Source organism: uncultured Sphingobacterium sp. (genome assembly GCF_964277905.1).
Taxonomy (GTDB): Bacteria; Bacteroidota; Bacteroidia; order Sphingobacteriales; family Sphingobacteriaceae; genus Sphingobacterium; species Sphingobacterium siyangense.
Genome location: NZ_CAXYKD010000048.1, coordinates 250,060 through 266,889 on the forward strand (window position 1 = coordinate 250,060; position 16,830 = coordinate 266,889).

The following is a 16,830-nucleotide window of genomic DNA, read 5'->3' on the forward strand; positions in this document are numbered from 1 at the left end:
TTCAATTTATATTATGGCAACATTGTCTTCACAAATGAATCTGATCGTTGAGAAAACGAAAAATTTAATTCAATTGTGCGAAGTCTTGCAAGAAGAAAATGATTTGCTTAAATTAGAGGTACAATCCTTAAAAGTGGCTTTCGATGCGAGCAACGATAAGAGCAAGCAATTGGAAGAGAAGGTCAAAGCGTTGGCAGTTGCCCGTACGTTAGATTCTGAAACGGATAAGGAAGCAATTAATGAAAAAATACTTGACACAAAACAAAAAATTAACGATTTTGTGCGGGAAATAGACAAGTGTATTAGTTTGTTGAAATAGTTGGGAGAAGTGTTATCGGATTCAAACTAATACAACGTTAAAAAGCTCAAAGAAATGGGAGAGATTTCCATAAAAATAAATATCGCAGATCGTGTTTATCCCCTTCGGGTGGAGAGCGCGGAAGAAGAAGTAATTCGACACGCTGCGAAATTGATAAATGAAAAAGTAAAGGAATTGCAGGAAAACTATACTGTGAGAGATAAGCAGGATTTGTTATCCATGTGTGTATTGCAATTTGCGACGCGTATGCTTAATGCAGAGCGGCAGTCTCAAAACCACGAAGTGGGTTTGGAAAATTCAGTACAGGAACTTGATCAGTTGTTGACGGATTTCTTTAAAAAATAAATTTACGTTCTTTATATTTAGAGCTTAAACGACGAATTTGCCGCAATTAAATTCGGGTTGTCACTATTTTAAACTTAACGCTTCAATATTACAGGCGCAAAAAGATATAGGCCATTTTGCGAAAGCCATCTGGGTCATAATCTAAGCCTAATTATGTAATCACGAAGTTTAATAATACATGAGACCTGTTTAAATTTAATTGCGGTTTTTTTTTGTCATGAAGTCCTGATGCACTTATCGGGATCGCTACTGAGTTGGCGCATACCAAAGGTAAGGGAAAAGGCTGATTGATGATTTTACTGGAATTTGAATATAATTAATAAAAACAAACATAAATAATACAATTATACATACATGGACATCGCAATTTATAGCATAATTTCTCTGATTGTTGGTGTTGTTATAGGTCGTTATCTATTGGTTCTGTTATTTAAAAAACAAGAGCAGGAAGCCAAGGATAAGGTAAATAGCATACTGAAAGATGCAGAGCAGGAAGGGGAACACATTAAAAAGAAACGCCTGTTAGAGGCCAAAGAAAAGTTCCTTCAATTAAAATCTGAACACGAAAAGGAAGTCAATCAACGTAACAATACCATCAACCAAAAGGAAAATACGTTAAGACAAAAAGAACAGTCAATTAACCAAAAGCTTGAAAACATCAATCGCGATAAGCAAGATGTGGATACCAAGAAAAAGCAATTGGATAAATTGGTTGAACTGAATGAAAAGAAATCTGAAGAAGTAGAAACGCTCAAATTACAACAGATTAAGCAATTGGAAAGTATCGCTGGCGTCACTGCTGACGAAGCAAAAAATCAATTGGTGGACTCGTTGCGCGAAGAAGCCCGCTCACAAGCGATGATTCAAATCAAAGATATTGTGGATGAGGCCAAATTGACGGCGACTAAAGAGGCGAAAAAGGTTGTTATTCAGACCATCCAACGCACTGCTACAGAATCTGCAATCGAAAATACGGTTTCAATTTTCAATATCGAAAATGATGAAATCAAAGGTCGTATTATTGGTCGTGAAGGTCGTAATATTCGTGCATTGGAAGCTGCAACAGGCGTAGAAATCATTGTAGACGATACACCTGAAGCAATTATCCTATCTGGTTTCGATCCCGTACGTCGCGAAATAGCGCGTTTGGCTTTACACCGTTTGGTAACAGATGGTCGTATCCACCCGGCACGTATTGAAGAGGTTGTTGCTAAGACGCGGACGCAAATAGAGGATGAAATCGTTGAAATTGGTGAACGTACCGCGATCGATTTGGGAATCCATGGTTTGCACCCCGAATTGATTCGTATGGTAGGGCGTATGCGTTACCGTTCGTCTTACGGACAGAATCTTTTACAACACTCGCGTGAGGTAGCTAATTTTGCAGCAACAATGGCGGCAGAACTAGGTCTGAATGTTAAACATGCGAAACGTGCTGGATTACTACACGATATAGGTAAAGTGCCTGATGATAATCCGGAGTTGCCACACGCTATTTTAGGGATGCAACTTGCAGAGAAATACAAGGAACACCCTGATGTATGTAATGCAATTGGTGCTCACCATGATGAGATCGAAATGACTGCCTTAATATCTCCGGTTGTTCAGGCTTGTGACGCGATCTCTGGTGCACGCCCGGGCGCACGTCGTGAGGTTGTGGAAAGTTATATCAAGCGCCTAAAAGAGTTGGAAGATTTGGCTTTATCGTATCCTGGGGTTGAGAAAACCTTCGCGATACAAGCTGGCCGTGAGCTACGTGTCATCGTTGAGAGTGAGAAGGTGTCTGATGCACAGTCGGAAATACTAGCTGCTGATATCTCTAACCGTATTCAAACGGAAATGACTTATCCAGGGCAAATTAAAGTAACTGTAATTCGTGAGACAAGATCAGTGTCTTACGCAAAATAGATCCTAAGGATCCATTATAAAAAAAGCTCCAAACATTTCGTTTGGAGCTTTTTTTATGCAATTCTACACGTTTCCCTCAACTTGATCATTTCAGCCATTCCATTCTCCAAAGGATGGACTTAATATCGGAAAAATTCCATCAGATCTGTCACCGTAGCCAATAGATAGGTCGGATCTTCCTGTTCGAGTTCGGCTTGGCTACCATAGCCATACAGTACACCAACAGCATCCATGCCTGTTTCTCGGGCACCAATCAGATCATGTTTGCGATCTCCGATCATGAGGCAGTCTTGTGGACGTGTTAACTTGGCCTTTTCCATGACATATTGGATGACACTGGTTTTGGTCGGTCTGGAATCGTCCAAAGCGCTTCCACCCGCAAAATCAAAATAGGTATTTATAGCAAAGTGCTGTAATATTTTGTGGGCGAAAATTTCGGGTTTGGAGGTCGCAAGGTAGATGTTGTACCCTTTTGTTTTCAGCAATGCTAAAAGCTCGGGTATGCGATCAAACAGGATATTCTCATACAGCCCTATGGTTGAAAAGCGTTCCCGATATTTTTCTACACAGGCAATAGCTTCGCTTTCCTCAAATCCAAAGGTATGTATGAAAGAATCTTTAAGGGGCGGGCCGATCAAGGGTTTGAGGCTATTCAGATCTGCTGTATGGATGCCTTTGGATTCCAAGGCATAGGCAATACATTTCGTAATTCCTTCTGCGGGGTCGGTCAGGGTTCCGTCCAGATCAAATAAGATATGTTTGTAAGACTTCATGCTGCAATATTACGGAATAGAATAGGAGTAAGCGAGTTTGTATGCGCTGAAAGCATATAATGACCTGCAGCAGACCAAAAAATAAGGAATATTATCATCTTTAAGGCCTAAGGCATGCCCAATATTTGTTAAATTTGCCGAATGAAACAAAAGAAGAAAGTTCAAGAAGTCGAACCTTTACGTCCCGTAGATAAGTATTTTGCGGAGCTGGATGCTAATTTTCAGGATCCGACCAACCGTCTGATTCAAGCCATCTTTTTACCATTATTGTTTTTTGGTATCATGGGCTGCATCTGGATGATCCCATTTCCACAGTTCGAGTTCTTGGTCAAACTCAATTGGCATACTTTTTTGAATTGGGGCTCTTTCTTCATCGCTATTGTCATTTATTATTATTTAAAGCTGTCTGCAACGTTATCCTATGCGATATTATTCTCTATCGGGGGCATGAGTTTCTTTATTGTGCAATTGGAATACGCACAAAAGAATGGTGGCCCGGCTGTCATCTGGGTGTGTTTGGGAATCGCATTGCTAGCTATTGTAGCGCTGTTTATCGGTAAGGGAAAGGAAAAGAAGAAAATCACAGGACAGCAGTTTCTACAGTTTTTACTTGTCGGACCGATATGGTTGTGGCATTTTGTCTTTAAAAAATTGAATTTAAGATATTAACCGATCGGTTTTTAGGTGCTGAGCGTACTATTTATGATCGTAGCCTAATCGGGATACTTGTATATAAAAGAAAAGGGCCAAATTGCTTGCAATTTGGCCCTTTTTATGTTGCTGTAGTTATGCACAGCTGGTTCAGAATACGGCTAGCTTTTGTAATTGAACCATTTGATGATTTCTTTGAGACTTGCTTTTTTACCATAGATCAAAATACCGACACGATAGATGCGGGCAGCAACCCAGGTCACAAATAAGAAGGTCAGTATGAGCAAGGTCAATGAGGTCAGAATCTGCCATAGGGGTACACCAAAAGGTATGCGAACGAGCATAGCGATAGGCGAGGTGAATGGAATAAAGCTTAACCATGTTGCAATCGGTCCATTGGGATCATTGATAATGACGCCAAAAGAAAGAATATAGGTCAATAGCAAAGGCATGGTAATGGGCATTGAAAACTGATTGGCCTCTGTTTCATTGTCGACAGCTGAACCAGCAGCAGCGAAAATAGCACTATACAGCAGATATCCGGCAATAAAAAACAGAAAGAAGAAAATGATGACTTCCGTGAAATTAAAACTTTGGATCGAAGTAAGGATAGAAGCAGAATCATTCTGGGCCATTGCTTTTGATACGGTACTCATATTACCCGCTCCAGGTTGGCTCGCGGCAACCTCCTGCATATCCTGAGGATTGACAAATAGGAGCGTTGCTGTGATAAATAAGCCTCCTGTAAGCACTAGCCACATGACAAATTGTGTCAGTCCAACCATACCGATCCCAACAATTTTACCCATCATGAGCTGAAAGGGTTTGACCGAGGAAATAATGACTTCGATGATACGGTTGCTCTTTTCTTCGATAATACCGCGCATTACCTGGGCACCATAGAGAAACAGCGATAGGTATACTAAGATAGCCAAAGCGACACCAAGCCCCATTGCAATGGCTGTATTGCTGTTCTTTTCTTCACCGTCTGCTGTTATTTCTTTTGCATCGATGGTGACTTTGGGTTTAATGGACTGGATAATCTGCAGGTCGATTCCCTTGGCTTTATATTCCTTTTCACGGATGATTTCTTCCAACTGGCCGCTAATGATCTCCTGTGTGACAAAACTTGTTTTGCCGCCGGTAATCAGTTCGGCTCTTTCGCTTGTTAAAATATCTTTTGGAATATAAAGGATCGACTGTTTTCCTTCGCTTTGTGTAAGCTGCGCTTTTTGGGCCTGGAGGTCCAATTTGGATACCGTATAACTTACATTTTTATTGCTTTGAAGTTTGCTGGCAAAGTCGCCTTGCTCATCTAAAATAAAGACTTCGGTGTGCGAATCTTTGAAGCTCTTTTTTGTCAGATAAAACATGCCTGCATACAGTGCGAAAAAGAACAGGGGCACGGCAAAAGTCATGACAATAAAAGATTTTTTCTTGACACGTGATAGGTATTCCCGTTGGATGATAAGTAATATTTTATGCATGATCGTTAGCTGTAGGTGAGACTTGTGTGACTTTTTGGATGAAAATATCCGCCATGGAGGGAACGATTTCAATGAGTTGATTGAGCTGTATTTGGGGTATGAAACGCATTAATACATCATTGATATGGCTATTGTTATTTAGCTGAATTGTAGTGATGTATGTTTTTTCATGCTTTGTTGACGTGATGACCTCAAATAGGGTGTCGTCGGACAGAAGAAAATTATCTTCGCTTGCTGTATATTCCAATCGATAGGTTTGATTTCGGTATTCTTTTTTAATCGCTTGTACAGAACCATCCAGTATTTTTTTGGATCGGTTGATGAGGGCGATATTATCGCAAAGCTCTTCCACAGTCTCCATGCGGTGTGTGGAAAATATAATGGTCGCACCTTCTTGATTTAAGCGGAGAATCTGTTCTTTTATGATATTGGCATTTACGGGATCAAATCCCGAAAAGGGCTCATCTAAGATAATCAATTGTGGTTGGTGAATGACTGTAGCGACAAATTGTACTTTTTGCTGCATCCCTTTACTCAGATCTTCTATTTTTTTGTCTAACCAGGATGTGATGTCCAGGCGTTGGCACCAATCTCGGATGCGTGTTAAGGCTTCTCGCTTGGAAAGCCCCTTAAGCTGCGCCAAATACAACATTTGATCACCGATTTTCATTTTTTTGTACAAACCCCGCTCTTCGGGTAAATAGCCGATTTGAGCAATATGCTGTGGGCCCAAGGGTTCGCCATTAAACAGAATTTCGCCGGAATCGGGGGCGGTAATTTGGTTAATAATACGGATCAGGGATGTTTTTCCCGCCCCGTTTGGCCCCAATAGCCCAAAAATCTTACCCTTTGGGATTTGAATGGATACATCGTCCAATGCACGGTGATTGGCGTAATCTTTGGTGACATGATTGATTTCGAGTAACATCTATTTTAAGGTTTAATTTATTCGTTCTTTGGGTTTTTAAGAACCTTGCTTTTTTTCCAAAGACTGACGTTTATTTATGTAGTTAGTATCTTGTACGGCTGAATTGTTACAGCATCCCTGAAAAATTTTATGCATATTTTCGCTTCGGAATACACTTATTCGTTTGACTAATCGTTTGTAGTGAAAGTTAAAAATAATTAGGGACATTTTATTATCCTGCCCATAAAATCGGAAGTCAAGCTTTTTTATGGAATAGAAGCGGTACAAATCTTGTCAAAGGGATTCATTTAACGTACCTTTGTTCCATGGAAGTGAAAAAAGCCGAATTCGTGTGCAGTAACACGAGAGTTGACAAATTACCTGCACCTAATTTGCCGGAATATGCGTTTATCGGACGTTCAAATGTCGGTAAATCATCGTTGATCAATGCAATGACCAACAAGAAAGGACTTGCCAAGACCTCCCAAAAACCTGGTAAGACGCAGTTGATCAATCATTTTATCATCGACGATACATGGTATTTGGTGGATTTGCCAGGTTATGGTTTTGCTAAGGCCTCTAAAACAAGTCGTAATGAATGGGAAAAGTTCATCCGGAGATATCTTACCCATCGGGACAATTTGCAATGTGTTTTTGTGTTGGTGGATAGCCGTCATGAACCACAAAAGATTGATCTTGATTTTTGCTATTGGTTGGGCGAATGCGGTTTACCATTTATGTTGGTTTTCACCAAAGCCGATAAGCAATCGACTGTTAAATCCGATGCGAATATTGCGAAATTTAAAAAATCATTGCTCCAATGGTTTGAGGAGGTGCCGCCGATTTTCCTAACGTCTGCGGAGAAGAAAATGGGTCATGAGCCTATTTTAGAAGCTATCGATGAAGTTAATGGTCGCTTTGTTCGCCCTGAACTCGACGGAAACGAACAGTTTTAGCTAGATTTTAAGTTCAGATGAAAAAATACTTGTCCTTAGTTTTATTTGCCCATAGTGTATTTGCATTGCCATTTGCCTTTATTGGCTTCTTTTTGGCATTGCACACAACGGACTATGCCTTTTCGTGGAAATTATTGGTTTTGATGCTCGTTTGTATGGTGACGGCCCGTAATGCTGCCATGGCATTCAATCGTTATCTGGATAGAGATATTGATGCCATTAATCCAAGAACGGCCATGCGTGATATTCCTGCTGGAAAAATTTCCGCTAAAAATGCATTGGTTTTTACGCTGGTAAATTGCCTGATTTTTATTGCAGCGACGTATTTTATCAATTCTCTTTGCTTTATGTTGTCGCCCATTGCACTTTTTGTCGTGCTTTTTTACTCCTATACAAAGCGCATAACACCCTTATGCCATATTGTATTGGGAGCAGGGCTGGGATTGGCTCCAATAGGCGCATATATGGTTATTACAGGACAATTTGCGACCGTTCCGGTACTTTATGGTTTCGCTGTGTTGACCTGGGTGAGTGGCTTCGATATTATTTACGCTTTGCAGGATGAAGCCTTTGATCGGGCAAATCATCTTAATTCTATACCCGTGTGGTTAGGAACGAAGGGAGCTATGCGCGTTTCGGAATGCCTGCATGTGTTTTCTTTTATATTTATTTTAATACCAGCATTTTTGATGCCGGTAGGCTGGATTTATTATTTAGGTGTGGCCTTTTATGGGGCATTGCTGATTTACCAGCATACCCTATTTTCATCGACTAATTTAAGTCGGGTCAATCGCGACTTTATGACAACAAATGGTTATGCCTCGGTGATTTTTGCAGTATTTTACCTCTTGGATATCTGGTTGATCAAATAAACGTTTTAGCATAAAATAAGAAAGGCTTTAGGAATTCCTAAAGCCTTTCTTATTTTTGCATCTAAACCAATACACATGCTATGAAGAAAAGTATTCTTTTTACGTCTATTTTATGTTTGTCATTGTCTTCGCAGGCGCAAAAGCTGTCGAATTATGTCATTCAATATAATCAAAGTTTTAATGGGAATACAGCTGCCAATCAAAATGCCATTCTAGTCTATGCCAATGAAAAGGAGACTTTTGTTAGTTCGGCAAAAGAAATGAACGGACAGTTGGCGCCGCCATACGAACGGGTTGTGGTGGAGCGTTCTGGAGGCAATGCTTTACTTAAAATTGCTAAACTCAAAGACGGATCAATCATTCTAACCAAAGATTCGCTCGCGCTTTCGAAACAAAAATTTAACGCCACAAACGAGACTAAAACAATCTTGGGCTATCCCTGTAAAAAAGTGGAGACGAGTATCAATTCCAATAAAATAGAAGTTTGGTATACCGATAAATTAGGGGTCAAAGGTGCACCCACGGAACTTGGTCAGGACCTTGGTCTGGTACTCGAGGTAATCCGCAATGGGAATACACGTACCTTTGCCACCAAAGTAGAAAAGGTAAAGACTATACCGGATCAACTGAGGCTAAAGGGAACTGAAAAACCTTACGATGAACTTTCCTATAAAGATCTTATCTGGAAGAACCGTTTTATCCAAATACCTGTTTTTCGGAAGGAGAGTATACGTTTTTCGGATGGTGTAAAGTCGGATTCTATTTTGCGTTTTGCTAATGGGACAGTTTTGGTAAAAAAGGTGAAAATCCCAAAAATAAAGACAAGCGACAATGTATTTGTTCAGTTGGTCGAACAATCGAAGGGTGATGCCTATGATCGCACTGGATCAGTTTTTATCATTCCCACCAACAAGGCACAGAGCTTTTTGGACGGCATGAAAAATGGTATGGGTACCCTTCCTAAGTATGAAAATGGCAATGGTAAAGCCTATCAAGGGGTTGTAAAAACAGCATCCTTTGAGCCTATTGTTGAATTGATGCGTTTCTTTACACCTTTTGGTGTTAAGCAGTTTAACTATCTTCAGTTAAAGGATAAGGTTTGGCAAGACTCGGTGCTGTACCGTCAGGACGTAACCGAATTGGCCGGTATGTTGAGCGAGCAGGAGGTCTATGTGGGTGCATTCATTGGTAACTATGATAAAAATGGACATGAGGTGAGTGTTGAGCTGACGATACATCCGGGCTTCGATGCCGAGTCAAAAGGCAGTCTGAAAAAGACGATGTCTTTATTTACGACGACCAATGTCATGGAAATGGGCGGTCAGGAGTACGGATCTATGTTTGACAAGGAGAAAGGTCTTACTGTTTCATTTCATTTGGACCAGGATGCTAAAAACGTGCAATTACGCTACATTACGACAGGGCATGGAGGCTGGGGCAATGGTGATGAGTTTGTGCCTAAAGAAAACCGCATTTTCCTAAACGATTCATTGCTCTTTAAATACACCCCTTGGCGCAATGATTGCGGTTCGTATCGTTTGTCAAACCCAGCTTCAGGTAATTTTGCTACAGGGCTGTCTTCATCCGATCTGAGTCGCTCCAATTGGTGTCCAGGTACAGTAACACCGCCGATCTACATTGATCTGGGGGATTTAAAAGCTGGAGACCATACGATGCAGGTACAGATCCCACAGGGAGCACCTGAAGGAACAAGTTTCAGCAGCTGGAATGTGACGGGTACCTTGTTATTCGATTAATTAGTTTTTCATTGCTGTCATGTACAATAGCATTATTGCACATGACAGCAATATTCCTTCGTTTTTAAGACAAAGATTAAAGGGGGTAAGCTGTCTCGCTTTTTGTCTCCGATAATACAAAGTAGGTCTGTACGGTGTTTACTTGAGGTAATACGGCCAGTCGATGCCGCAGAAAAATATGATAAGCATCCATATCTTTGGTTGCTATACGTAACATAAAGTCGTAAGAGCCTGCCATTTGGTAACATTCCATCACTTCCGGGAATTTAGCCACCTCTTTTTCGAATTCATTCAATACTTCAAACGTATGCGCCTTGAGAAAAACCTGGGAAAATGAGATTAACCCAATGCCTATCTTGTGGCGATCCAAAATTGCCACCGTTTTTTTGATGTAACCCAACCGCTTTAGCTTTCTAACACGTTCATGAACAGCTGCAATAGATTTGTTGAGCTCAAAGGATAGCGCTTTGTTACTCATTGAGGCATCTTGCTGTAGGAGGCGCAATAATTTTACATCGATTTCATCCAATTCCATAATCTGAATATTTTCGGTACGGCTGTAAAAATACGCTATTGTTCTGAATTATTTATTGGTTTTTATGTCTTTTAATTTAATTTTTATTGAAATTATAATGATGTATTGAATATTATCTTGTCAATGGTCAATTTTGCAACAGAATAATCATTTATAAGAAATGGCTGAACAAGAATTATTAAGTGCGTGTCTGTCACCTGCATTGGACAAGAGATTCAAACATCTGTGGCGATTAGTTGGAAATACGCCGATGTTGGAACTACAGTATACTTACAAAGGTAAACCGGGGCGAATTTTCGTGAAATGTGAGAACTACAATCTGACCGGTAGCATTAAGGATAGGATGGCTCTTTATATTCTATACAAAGCGTATATGAATTGTCAGATTCGCCCGACTGATGTCGTTATTGAAGCCACAAGTGGAAATACAGGGATTGCTTTTTCAGCAATCGGTAAAGCGCTTGGTCATCAAGTAAAGATTATTATGCCTAACTGGTTGAGTAAGGAGCGTACCGATATTATTCGAAGTATGGGGGCGGATATTCAGTTGATAAGCAAGGAAGAAGGTGGTTTTTTAGGAAGTATTCGTTTAAGTGAAGAGCTTGCTGCAAAGGGCGGTGTTTTTCTTCCACGACAATTCGAGAATCAATATAATGCCGAAGCGCATGAGAAAACTACAGGTTACGAGATTGTAAAGCAACTGGAAGAACAGGGCTTAGTTGCTGATGCTTTTGTTGCTGGTGTGGGAACTGGTGGTACGGTAATGGGTGTGGGTAGAAGCTTAAGAAAAGTAAACCCAAATGTTCGTGTACATCCGCTGGAACCGGCAGAAAGTCCAACTTTGACTACAGGACATAAAGTAGGTTCACACCGTATTCAGGGAATATCGGATGAGTTTATTCCTGCTATTGTGGATTTAAATGAACTCGATACAGTGGTTTGTGCGAATGATGGTGATTCCATTATCATGGCGCAGAAACTATCGCGCCAGTTGGGATTGGCTGTTGGTATCTCTTCGGGAGCAAATGTAATCGGAGCGATTAAATTACAACAGGAGCTGGGTGATGAGGCTGTCGTGGTGACGCTACTTTGTGATGATAACAAAAAATACCTAAGTACTGATTTGGTGAAAGATGAGCCGGTAAAAGAAGGATATCTTTCTACAGACGTTGATTTTTCGGGTTTTCAACCGATCTGTAGACTGCCAAATCCGGTATTTGGCGCTTAAAAAGATTTAGTTTCATATGTTTATAGTTAACTCGGGGAGTCTCTAGCTCCTCGGGTTTCATTTATTCAAAAACCAATATATACCTAAGAATAACACAAAATGAGAGTCAATTTCAAATTATTTATCCTTCTCATGTTGCTGATAGTGCCTGTGGCCATGTTTGCCCAAGCGGATACAACAACAACAAACAAGTTGGAGGGGCTTGAGTTTACGGACGGTACGATCAGTCCAGATTCACTATCTTTTGAGGAATCTCCGGATACCGCTACCGTAAAGGCCGACTCGAACAAGACCACAGTAGCGGCAGTAGCAACAGGTGGAAAAGCTGCTGGGGCAGAAAAGAAATCATTGTGGAGTATCTTTATTGCAGGCCTTATAGGCGGTTTTGCAGCATTATTGATGCCTTGTATTTTTCCGATGCTACCCCTGACGGTGAGTTATTTTACGAAACAGTCGGGAAGTCGTGCCAGTGGTATCAGTAAAGCCCTGTTGTATGGATTATTTATTATTGTGATTTATGTTGCTTTGGGGATGATTATCACGATCGCATTCGGATCTGATGCACTTAATGCGCTTTCGACTAACGGTATATTCAACTTCATTTTCTTTTTGTTGTTGGTTGGATTTGCGGCATCTTTTTTTGGTGCATTTGAAATTACTTTACCAAGCTCCTTTGTCAATAAAATGGATGCCAAATCAGATAAAGGTGGTTTGGTCGGCTTGTTCTTTATGGCCTTCAGCTTGTCATTGGTTTCATTTTCTTGTACAGGACCGATTATTGGGACGTTGTTGGTTGAGGCAGCTTCGAAAGGGGAAAGATTAGGTCCAGCAATTGGGATGTTGGGATTCTCCATTGCCCTGGCCATTCCTTTTGGTTTGTTCGCCATGTTTCCTTCCATGCTTAAATCCTTGCCGAAATCCGGTGGTTGGCTGAATAGTGTGAAAGTAGTGTTGGGATTTTTGGAACTCGCTTTAGCTTTGAAATTTTTATCCAATGTCGACTTAGCTTACCACTGGAATTGGTTGGATAGAGAGGTGTTCCTGTCGCTATGGATTGCTATTTTTGCTTTGATGGGTCTATACTTGATTGGCAAGATAAAGTTCTCCCATGACAGTGAGCTGAAATTCCTATCTGTTCCCAGAACGATTTTGGCAATTGTTGTTTTTTCCTTTGTGGTCTATATGGTGCCCGGTTTATGGGGGGCACCTTTAAAATCGATTTCTGCTTTTTTACCACCGTCGGCAACACAAGACTTTGATCTTTCTTCGGGTGTAAGTGCTGGTGCTGCTGCACATTCAGACGGGAAGGTGAAAAAATATGCTGAAATTTTTCATGAAAGAGGCACGCCAAAAGGATTTGATCCTTATTATGATTACGACCAGGCATTAGCTACGGCTAAAGAATTAAACAAGCCCGTTTTAATAGATTTTACGGGTTGGAATTGTGTCAATTGTCGTAAAATGGAAGCGAATGTTTGGACAGACCAAGCGGTGGCCAAATTATTAAAAGAAGAGTTTGTTATGGCCGAACTTTTTGTGGATGATAAGACCGAGCTGGCTGCCAATGAACAATTTGTTTCCAAATATAGTGGCAAAAAGATCAATACAATCGGTAAGAAAAATAGCGATTTTCAAGCTGCTACATTCGATAGCAATTCACAGCCACTGTATGTAATTGTCGACCCGACGGGCAAAAAACTGGTGCCTCAGAGCGGTGCCAACTACAATGTAGAAGAGTACAAGGCATTCCTGCAAAGTGGTGTGGATGCATTTAAACATAAAAACTAACCATCGTCATATTCTAATTTTATCCTCCTTGTTATGTGCAAGGGGGATTTTTTTTGATAAAACATCGCTTTTTATGCCTCCAGGGCTTATGCAGTGGGGCTGTCTTCATATTGTCTTCGTATTGTCTTCGTACCAGCTTCGGACGGGGACAATCTTGCAACATATATTGACCAAACCCTGACCAGATAATTCCTGGTCAGGGTTTGGTCAACAACTGTACAGCACCTGTTCAATATCTGTTGCTTGTCCGAAGCAGGTCCGAAGCAGGTCCGAAGCAGGTACGAATCTTTCCCCGAACCCTACCTGAGGTGAATGTGCCGCCCCACCAAGTAATCCAGGTTTTCTACCTTCGCGGTCTTCATACCCATCACTACCATCTTATCCACCTATTTATCCTCCAGGTGGCGATGGCGACGGTGGTGGCGATGGTGGCAGGGGAGCCGATGTTGCGGAAGCATAAGGCAAAAAAAGAAGCCCTGTCATTTGTATGAACAGGGCTTCAAATTATACTATAAATTTATGGAAACTATTAGAAGTCAAATCTGACCCGTGCGCGAATACCCCAGGCTGGTGCATCGACGTGATCAAGATAGTTTAGACGTTTTACGTAGTCTACACGTAATATTTTGAAAATGTTGGATAGACCGATACTGGCTTCCATATAAGGTTCTGAACCGAACGTATAGGAGCTTTGTGTGCCATCCGCGTTGTGCTGCCAAGTGAATACCTTTGAACCATAGTTAGGGTCGTCAGGATTGTTTTCTTTGCGCAGTCCACCGTATACTCCTTTGAAGCTAAATACCTCACGTAATTTAAGTTTTTTGATTAACGGAATCTTGTTCAAAAGGAAACCGTTCATATAATACTGCACGTTCAACGAGGCATTATGGTCACTCACAAACTCAAGGAAGTTCATTAAGTTATACGAGTTCAATTGATAAGCATAAGTCTGATTGGCGCGGTGGATTGTCAAGAAAGGGAATGGGATCTCTTTCCCTGCAATATAATTCCCCTCAGCTGTTACGTCAGCAAATCCAAATTGACTAAAATAAAAGCGCTTGAATGCACCAACATTAAAGTTGTGGTAATTGTATTCACCCTTCGCTAATCCTTTGATTCCAGCGGTATAATTGAACGTGAAGATCGGATATTGATTGAATATAGGTGTCCGGTAAATCTTTCCTTGATAAAACTCTTCATGTGGAGCATATCTGAAATTTACAGACACTTCGGTCGAGTTCAGTTCATTGAACAGTCTACTTTCATTGTTGGCATCGACCATTTGGTAAGTCAGACTTCCAGCAGGTGTTTGTCTGTTGATATTGAAAGCAGCACCAATAGCCAGGTGATTTAAAAATTCTTTTTTATACTCTAAGCCATAATTTGTTTCATAGATGTAACGGTCATTATCTCCGCGTTTGAAAGATAACAAGAAGTTGTCTTCCTGAATAAATTCCAGTTTTTGTCCCGGAATCTTCGTATCCTTTTTATAAGAGGCCCTGATGTAGTGCATCGGGAAGGAGTATACTGATTTGTTGTTGAACGCATAAGTTCCACTGAAAAAGTATTTCCATTTCTGATCTTTAAAACCATAGGCCGCATAAGTTTCAGCATAGAAACGCTTGCTTAACGATTCTGTCGTACGTCCGCCGACACGTAAACGGAAACCTTCTACGGGGTTAAAGCTATAGAATGTATTGACTGGGCCGATTTCAACTGGGCCAGCCTGTTTGTATCCTGACAGCAATAACGCGGCGATATCCATGAACGAACGGAATGAAGGGATCTTTTGTAATGTATCAATATTATGATAGATGTTCAGTTCATTTTGCGCAAGAGCAAGCGGACGTTGTGTTTCAAATAAGGATTTTGTCGCTTTCTTATTTTCGACGTTATAGGCAATAACCGTAGACGGACCATCATAGGTACTATCAGGTTGCTGAATGCCGACTTTGTAATTATTGTAATCCACTGTTCGGCTTCCACGTATTCCCATGCCTTTTTCCGTTAAAGAAAAATCAATACCCAGGGTGCTTGTTTTTAGGTAGAAGCGACTTTTGCTGTCTTTCTCAAATTTAAGCTGTATCTGAAGGTCACGGACAAAGTTTAGATTAATGTCATCAGCAACAGTCATATTGGCGCCCTGCACGGCATAATTTCCGTCTAAAGTAACGTACAATTGACCTTTGAATAACATGTCTGCCTTGTTGCGTGGAAAGAAGCTTAATTCGACCAACCAAGGTTGTACAGTCTTAATGGTGTCCGTAATATAAAACTTATAAAAAGTAGGTGCGGAGTTTGCAATCGGACTTAAAAACTGATTGGTAACCAAAGAAATGTTGTTGTCATAAATATCAACTTGTTCGTACAGTTTATTGAAGTAGGCTGTCAGACCATCGTTGTCAATAAATCTTGGGTCAAATTGTGCCCGTTGGTCACCAAGGATATACTGTTTGGTTTTGCTTGGATCTTTACGGTAATATACCTTGGACATTTTTTCCTCAATGAAAGCAGGCAAAACATATTTGTTGGCAGTTTTAGCCGAGTCGTCCGTTTCAAAAAGAAATTGATAGTTTTTGAATATTTTTTTATTGACAAATTTCTCCGAAAGATTGCTTAATCCTAAAGACATCTTCTCGTATTGGTCAAATTCAGCATATTGTTGCCCTGAAAGTCTATTTTTTTCCTTATTCTCGATGACTTTTCGAATCAATGCGACAGCAGGATTATCTTTGTTGCTGTATTTTTTCTTTTTGGCCTTGACGACAACTTCTTCCAGCATGTTGTCCTGTTGATCCATCAGAATTTCTTTTGTTTGCGTGGCATCATTCGTAACAAAAGCGTCTTTGCTGTCATACCCAATATAACTTGCTCTGATTTTTACATAAGATGTTGGAAAGACAAGTTTGTATTCACCATTTGCATTGGTCGATGTGGTGGTTCCAGCAGAAGCCGGGGCGCCAACAACGGCTACGGTAGCATAGGGTATAGGATTCTTGGTCTTTGCATCTCTAACGGTGCCGGTTACGGTTTTGTTTTGGGCAAAAGCCATGGACACCGTTAGCACGAGCGTTATCGAAAAAAAGAGTTTAGTTATGAAGGTTGTTGCGTTTATTTTAGCTCTCATTATATTGCTATAATCTTGAAAATTCAAAATTGTTTTCCTGTTTCTACTTTATTTTTGACTTTATAGGTATTAAAATCAAAAAATCAGTGAACAAAGGAAACAAAAAATTAAGAATAATTAAAATTTTATTGTAATGTAATAAAGGAAAGTAATTGAATTACATTTCTTTGTAAATAG

The 16,830-nt window shown here is 40.5% G+C and carries 14 protein-coding genes; 9 read left to right on the forward strand and 5 right to left on the reverse strand.

The annotated features are described in order from the left end of the window. Nucleotides 1–13 precede the first annotated feature (13 nt). From ACHWSC_RS22765 to rny, 3 genes are all read left to right on the forward strand, one after another. The gene (locus ACHWSC_RS22765; protein ID WP_046675830.1) at nt 14–319 is read left to right on the forward strand and encodes a hypothetical protein; all 306 of its coding nucleotides are present in this window, start codon (nt 14–16) and stop codon (nt 317–319) included. Nucleotides 320–373: 54 nt separating this feature from the next. Next, nucleotides 374–664 (forward strand): cell division protein ZapA, encoded by a 291-nt coding sequence (locus tag ACHWSC_RS22770; RefSeq protein WP_046675831.1) that lies wholly within the window; start codon nt 374–376, stop codon nt 662–664. Nucleotides 665–1,018: 354 nt separating this feature from the next. Next, the gene (gene rny / locus ACHWSC_RS22775; protein WP_088161054.1) at nt 1,019–2,572 is read left to right on the forward strand and encodes a ribonuclease Y; all 1,554 of its coding nucleotides are present in this window, start codon (nt 1,019–1,021) and stop codon (nt 2,570–2,572) included. A gap of 119 nt (nt 2,573–2,691) precedes the next feature. Here rny and ACHWSC_RS22780 read toward each other — a convergent pair whose 3' ends face one another. Further along, nucleotides 2,692–3,345 (reverse strand): HAD-IA family hydrolase, encoded by a 654-nt coding sequence (locus ACHWSC_RS22780; RefSeq protein ID WP_120334697.1) that lies wholly within the window; start codon nt 3,343–3,345, stop codon nt 2,692–2,694. A gap of 141 nt (nt 3,346–3,486) precedes the next feature. Here ACHWSC_RS22780 and ACHWSC_RS22785 point away from each other — a divergent pair, with 141 nt between their 5' ends. After that, nucleotides 3,487–4,014, forward strand: coding sequence for an Mpo1-like protein (locus ACHWSC_RS22785; protein WP_075991994.1), 528 nt, complete (start codon nt 3,487–3,489; stop codon nt 4,012–4,014). Between the two features lie 143 nt (nt 4,015–4,157). On the opposite strand, the gene ACHWSC_RS22790 is transcribed toward ACHWSC_RS22785, so the two are convergent. Next, on the reverse strand, nt 4,158–5,483 hold the full coding sequence (locus tag ACHWSC_RS22790) for an ABC transporter permease (RefSeq protein ID WP_201664871.1): 1,326 nt from the start codon (nt 5,481–5,483) through the stop codon (nt 4,158–4,160). Further along, nucleotides 5,476–6,411, reverse strand: coding sequence for an ABC transporter ATP-binding protein (locus tag ACHWSC_RS22795; RefSeq protein WP_394678277.1), 936 nt, complete (start codon nt 6,409–6,411; stop codon nt 5,476–5,478). The genes ACHWSC_RS22790 and ACHWSC_RS22795 overlap by 8 nt, the downstream gene beginning before the upstream one ends. Nucleotides 6,412–6,716: 305 nt before the next feature. On the opposite strand from ACHWSC_RS22795, the gene yihA reads away from it, so the two are divergent. The 3 genes from yihA (at nt 6,717) to ACHWSC_RS22810 (ending at nt 9,975) form a co-directional block, all read left to right on the forward strand. Next, nucleotides 6,717–7,346 carry a ribosome biogenesis GTP-binding protein YihA/YsxC gene (yihA, locus tag ACHWSC_RS22800; RefSeq protein ID WP_075991997.1) on the forward strand — a complete coding sequence of 210 codons (630 nt, stop codon included), beginning with the start codon at nt 6,717–6,719 and terminating at the stop codon, nt 7,344–7,346. A 17-nt stretch (nt 7,347–7,363) separates the two neighbouring features. Beyond that, a complete protein-coding gene (locus ACHWSC_RS22805; protein ID WP_394678278.1) occupies nt 7,364–8,218 on the forward strand; it encodes a UbiA-like polyprenyltransferase in 855 nt (284 codons plus the stop codon). 80 nt (nt 8,219–8,298) lie between these two features. Next, on the forward strand, nt 8,299–9,975 hold the full coding sequence (locus ACHWSC_RS22810; RefSeq protein WP_088161059.1) for a PNGase F N-terminal domain-containing protein: 1,677 nt from the start codon (nt 8,299–8,301) through the stop codon (nt 9,973–9,975). 76 nt (nt 9,976–10,051) lie between these two features. Here ACHWSC_RS22810 and ACHWSC_RS22815 read toward each other — a convergent pair whose 3' ends face one another. Next, nucleotides 10,052–10,510 (reverse strand): Lrp/AsnC family transcriptional regulator, encoded by a 459-nt coding sequence (locus ACHWSC_RS22815; protein ID WP_046675839.1) that lies wholly within the window; start codon nt 10,508–10,510, stop codon nt 10,052–10,054. Between the two features lie 160 nt (nt 10,511–10,670). Between ACHWSC_RS22815 and ACHWSC_RS22820 the strand changes: the two genes are divergently transcribed. Next, on the forward strand, nt 10,671–11,738 hold the full coding sequence (locus ACHWSC_RS22820) for a PLP-dependent cysteine synthase family protein (RefSeq protein WP_394678279.1): 1,068 nt from the start codon (nt 10,671–10,673) through the stop codon (nt 11,736–11,738). A 99-nt stretch (nt 11,739–11,837) separates the two neighbouring features. Then, nucleotides 11,838–13,526, forward strand: coding sequence for a protein-disulfide reductase DsbD family protein (locus ACHWSC_RS22825; RefSeq protein ID WP_394678280.1), 1,689 nt, complete (start codon nt 11,838–11,840; stop codon nt 13,524–13,526). Nucleotides 13,527–14,055: 529 nt separating this feature from the next. On the opposite strand, the gene ACHWSC_RS22830 is transcribed toward ACHWSC_RS22825, so the two are convergent. Then, nucleotides 14,056–16,578 carry a DUF5686 and carboxypeptidase-like regulatory domain-containing protein gene (locus ACHWSC_RS22830; protein ID WP_201668828.1) on the reverse strand — a complete coding sequence of 841 codons (2,523 nt, stop codon included), beginning with the start codon at nt 16,576–16,578 and terminating at the stop codon, nt 14,056–14,058. Nucleotides 16,579–16,830 lie beyond the last annotated feature (252 nt).

Bases quoted from the DNA above. Each gene is read 5' to 3' on its own strand.
- ACHWSC_RS22765 (WP_046675830.1), top strand. From the start codon at position 14: ATGGCAACATTGTCTTCACAAATGAATCTGATCGTTGAGAAAACGAAA.
- ACHWSC_RS22770 (WP_046675831.1), top strand. From the start codon at position 374: ATGGGAGAGATTTCCATAAAAATAAATATCGCAGATCGTGTTTATCCC.
- rny (WP_088161054.1), top strand. From the start codon at position 1,019: ATGGACATCGCAATTTATAGCATAATTTCTCTGATTGTTGGTGTTGTT.
- ACHWSC_RS22780 (WP_120334697.1), bottom strand. From the start codon at position 3,345: ATGAAGTCTTACAAACATATCTTATTTGATCTGGACGGAACCCTGACC.
- ACHWSC_RS22785 (WP_075991994.1), top strand. From the start codon at position 3,487: ATGAAACAAAAGAAGAAAGTTCAAGAAGTCGAACCTTTACGTCCCGTA.
- ACHWSC_RS22790 (WP_201664871.1), bottom strand. From the start codon at position 5,483: ATGCATAAAATATTACTTATCATCCAACGGGAATACCTATCACGTGTC.
- ACHWSC_RS22795 (WP_394678277.1), bottom strand. From the start codon at position 6,411: ATGTTACTCGAAATCAATCATGTCACCAAAGATTACGCCAATCACCGT.
- yihA (WP_075991997.1), top strand. From the start codon at position 6,717: ATGGAAGTGAAAAAAGCCGAATTCGTGTGCAGTAACACGAGAGTTGAC.
- ACHWSC_RS22805 (WP_394678278.1), top strand. From the start codon at position 7,364: ATGAAAAAATACTTGTCCTTAGTTTTATTTGCCCATAGTGTATTTGCA.
- ACHWSC_RS22810 (WP_088161059.1), top strand. From the start codon at position 8,299: ATGAAGAAAAGTATTCTTTTTACGTCTATTTTATGTTTGTCATTGTCT.
- ACHWSC_RS22815 (WP_046675839.1), bottom strand. From the start codon at position 10,510: ATGGAATTGGATGAAATCGATGTAAAATTATTGCGCCTCCTACAGCAA.
- ACHWSC_RS22820 (WP_394678279.1), top strand. From the start codon at position 10,671: ATGGCTGAACAAGAATTATTAAGTGCGTGTCTGTCACCTGCATTGGAC.
- ACHWSC_RS22825 (WP_394678280.1), top strand. From the start codon at position 11,838: ATGAGAGTCAATTTCAAATTATTTATCCTTCTCATGTTGCTGATAGTG.
- ACHWSC_RS22830 (WP_201668828.1), bottom strand. From the start codon at position 16,578: ATGGCTTTTGCCCAAAACAAAACCGTAACCGGCACCGTTAGAGATGCA.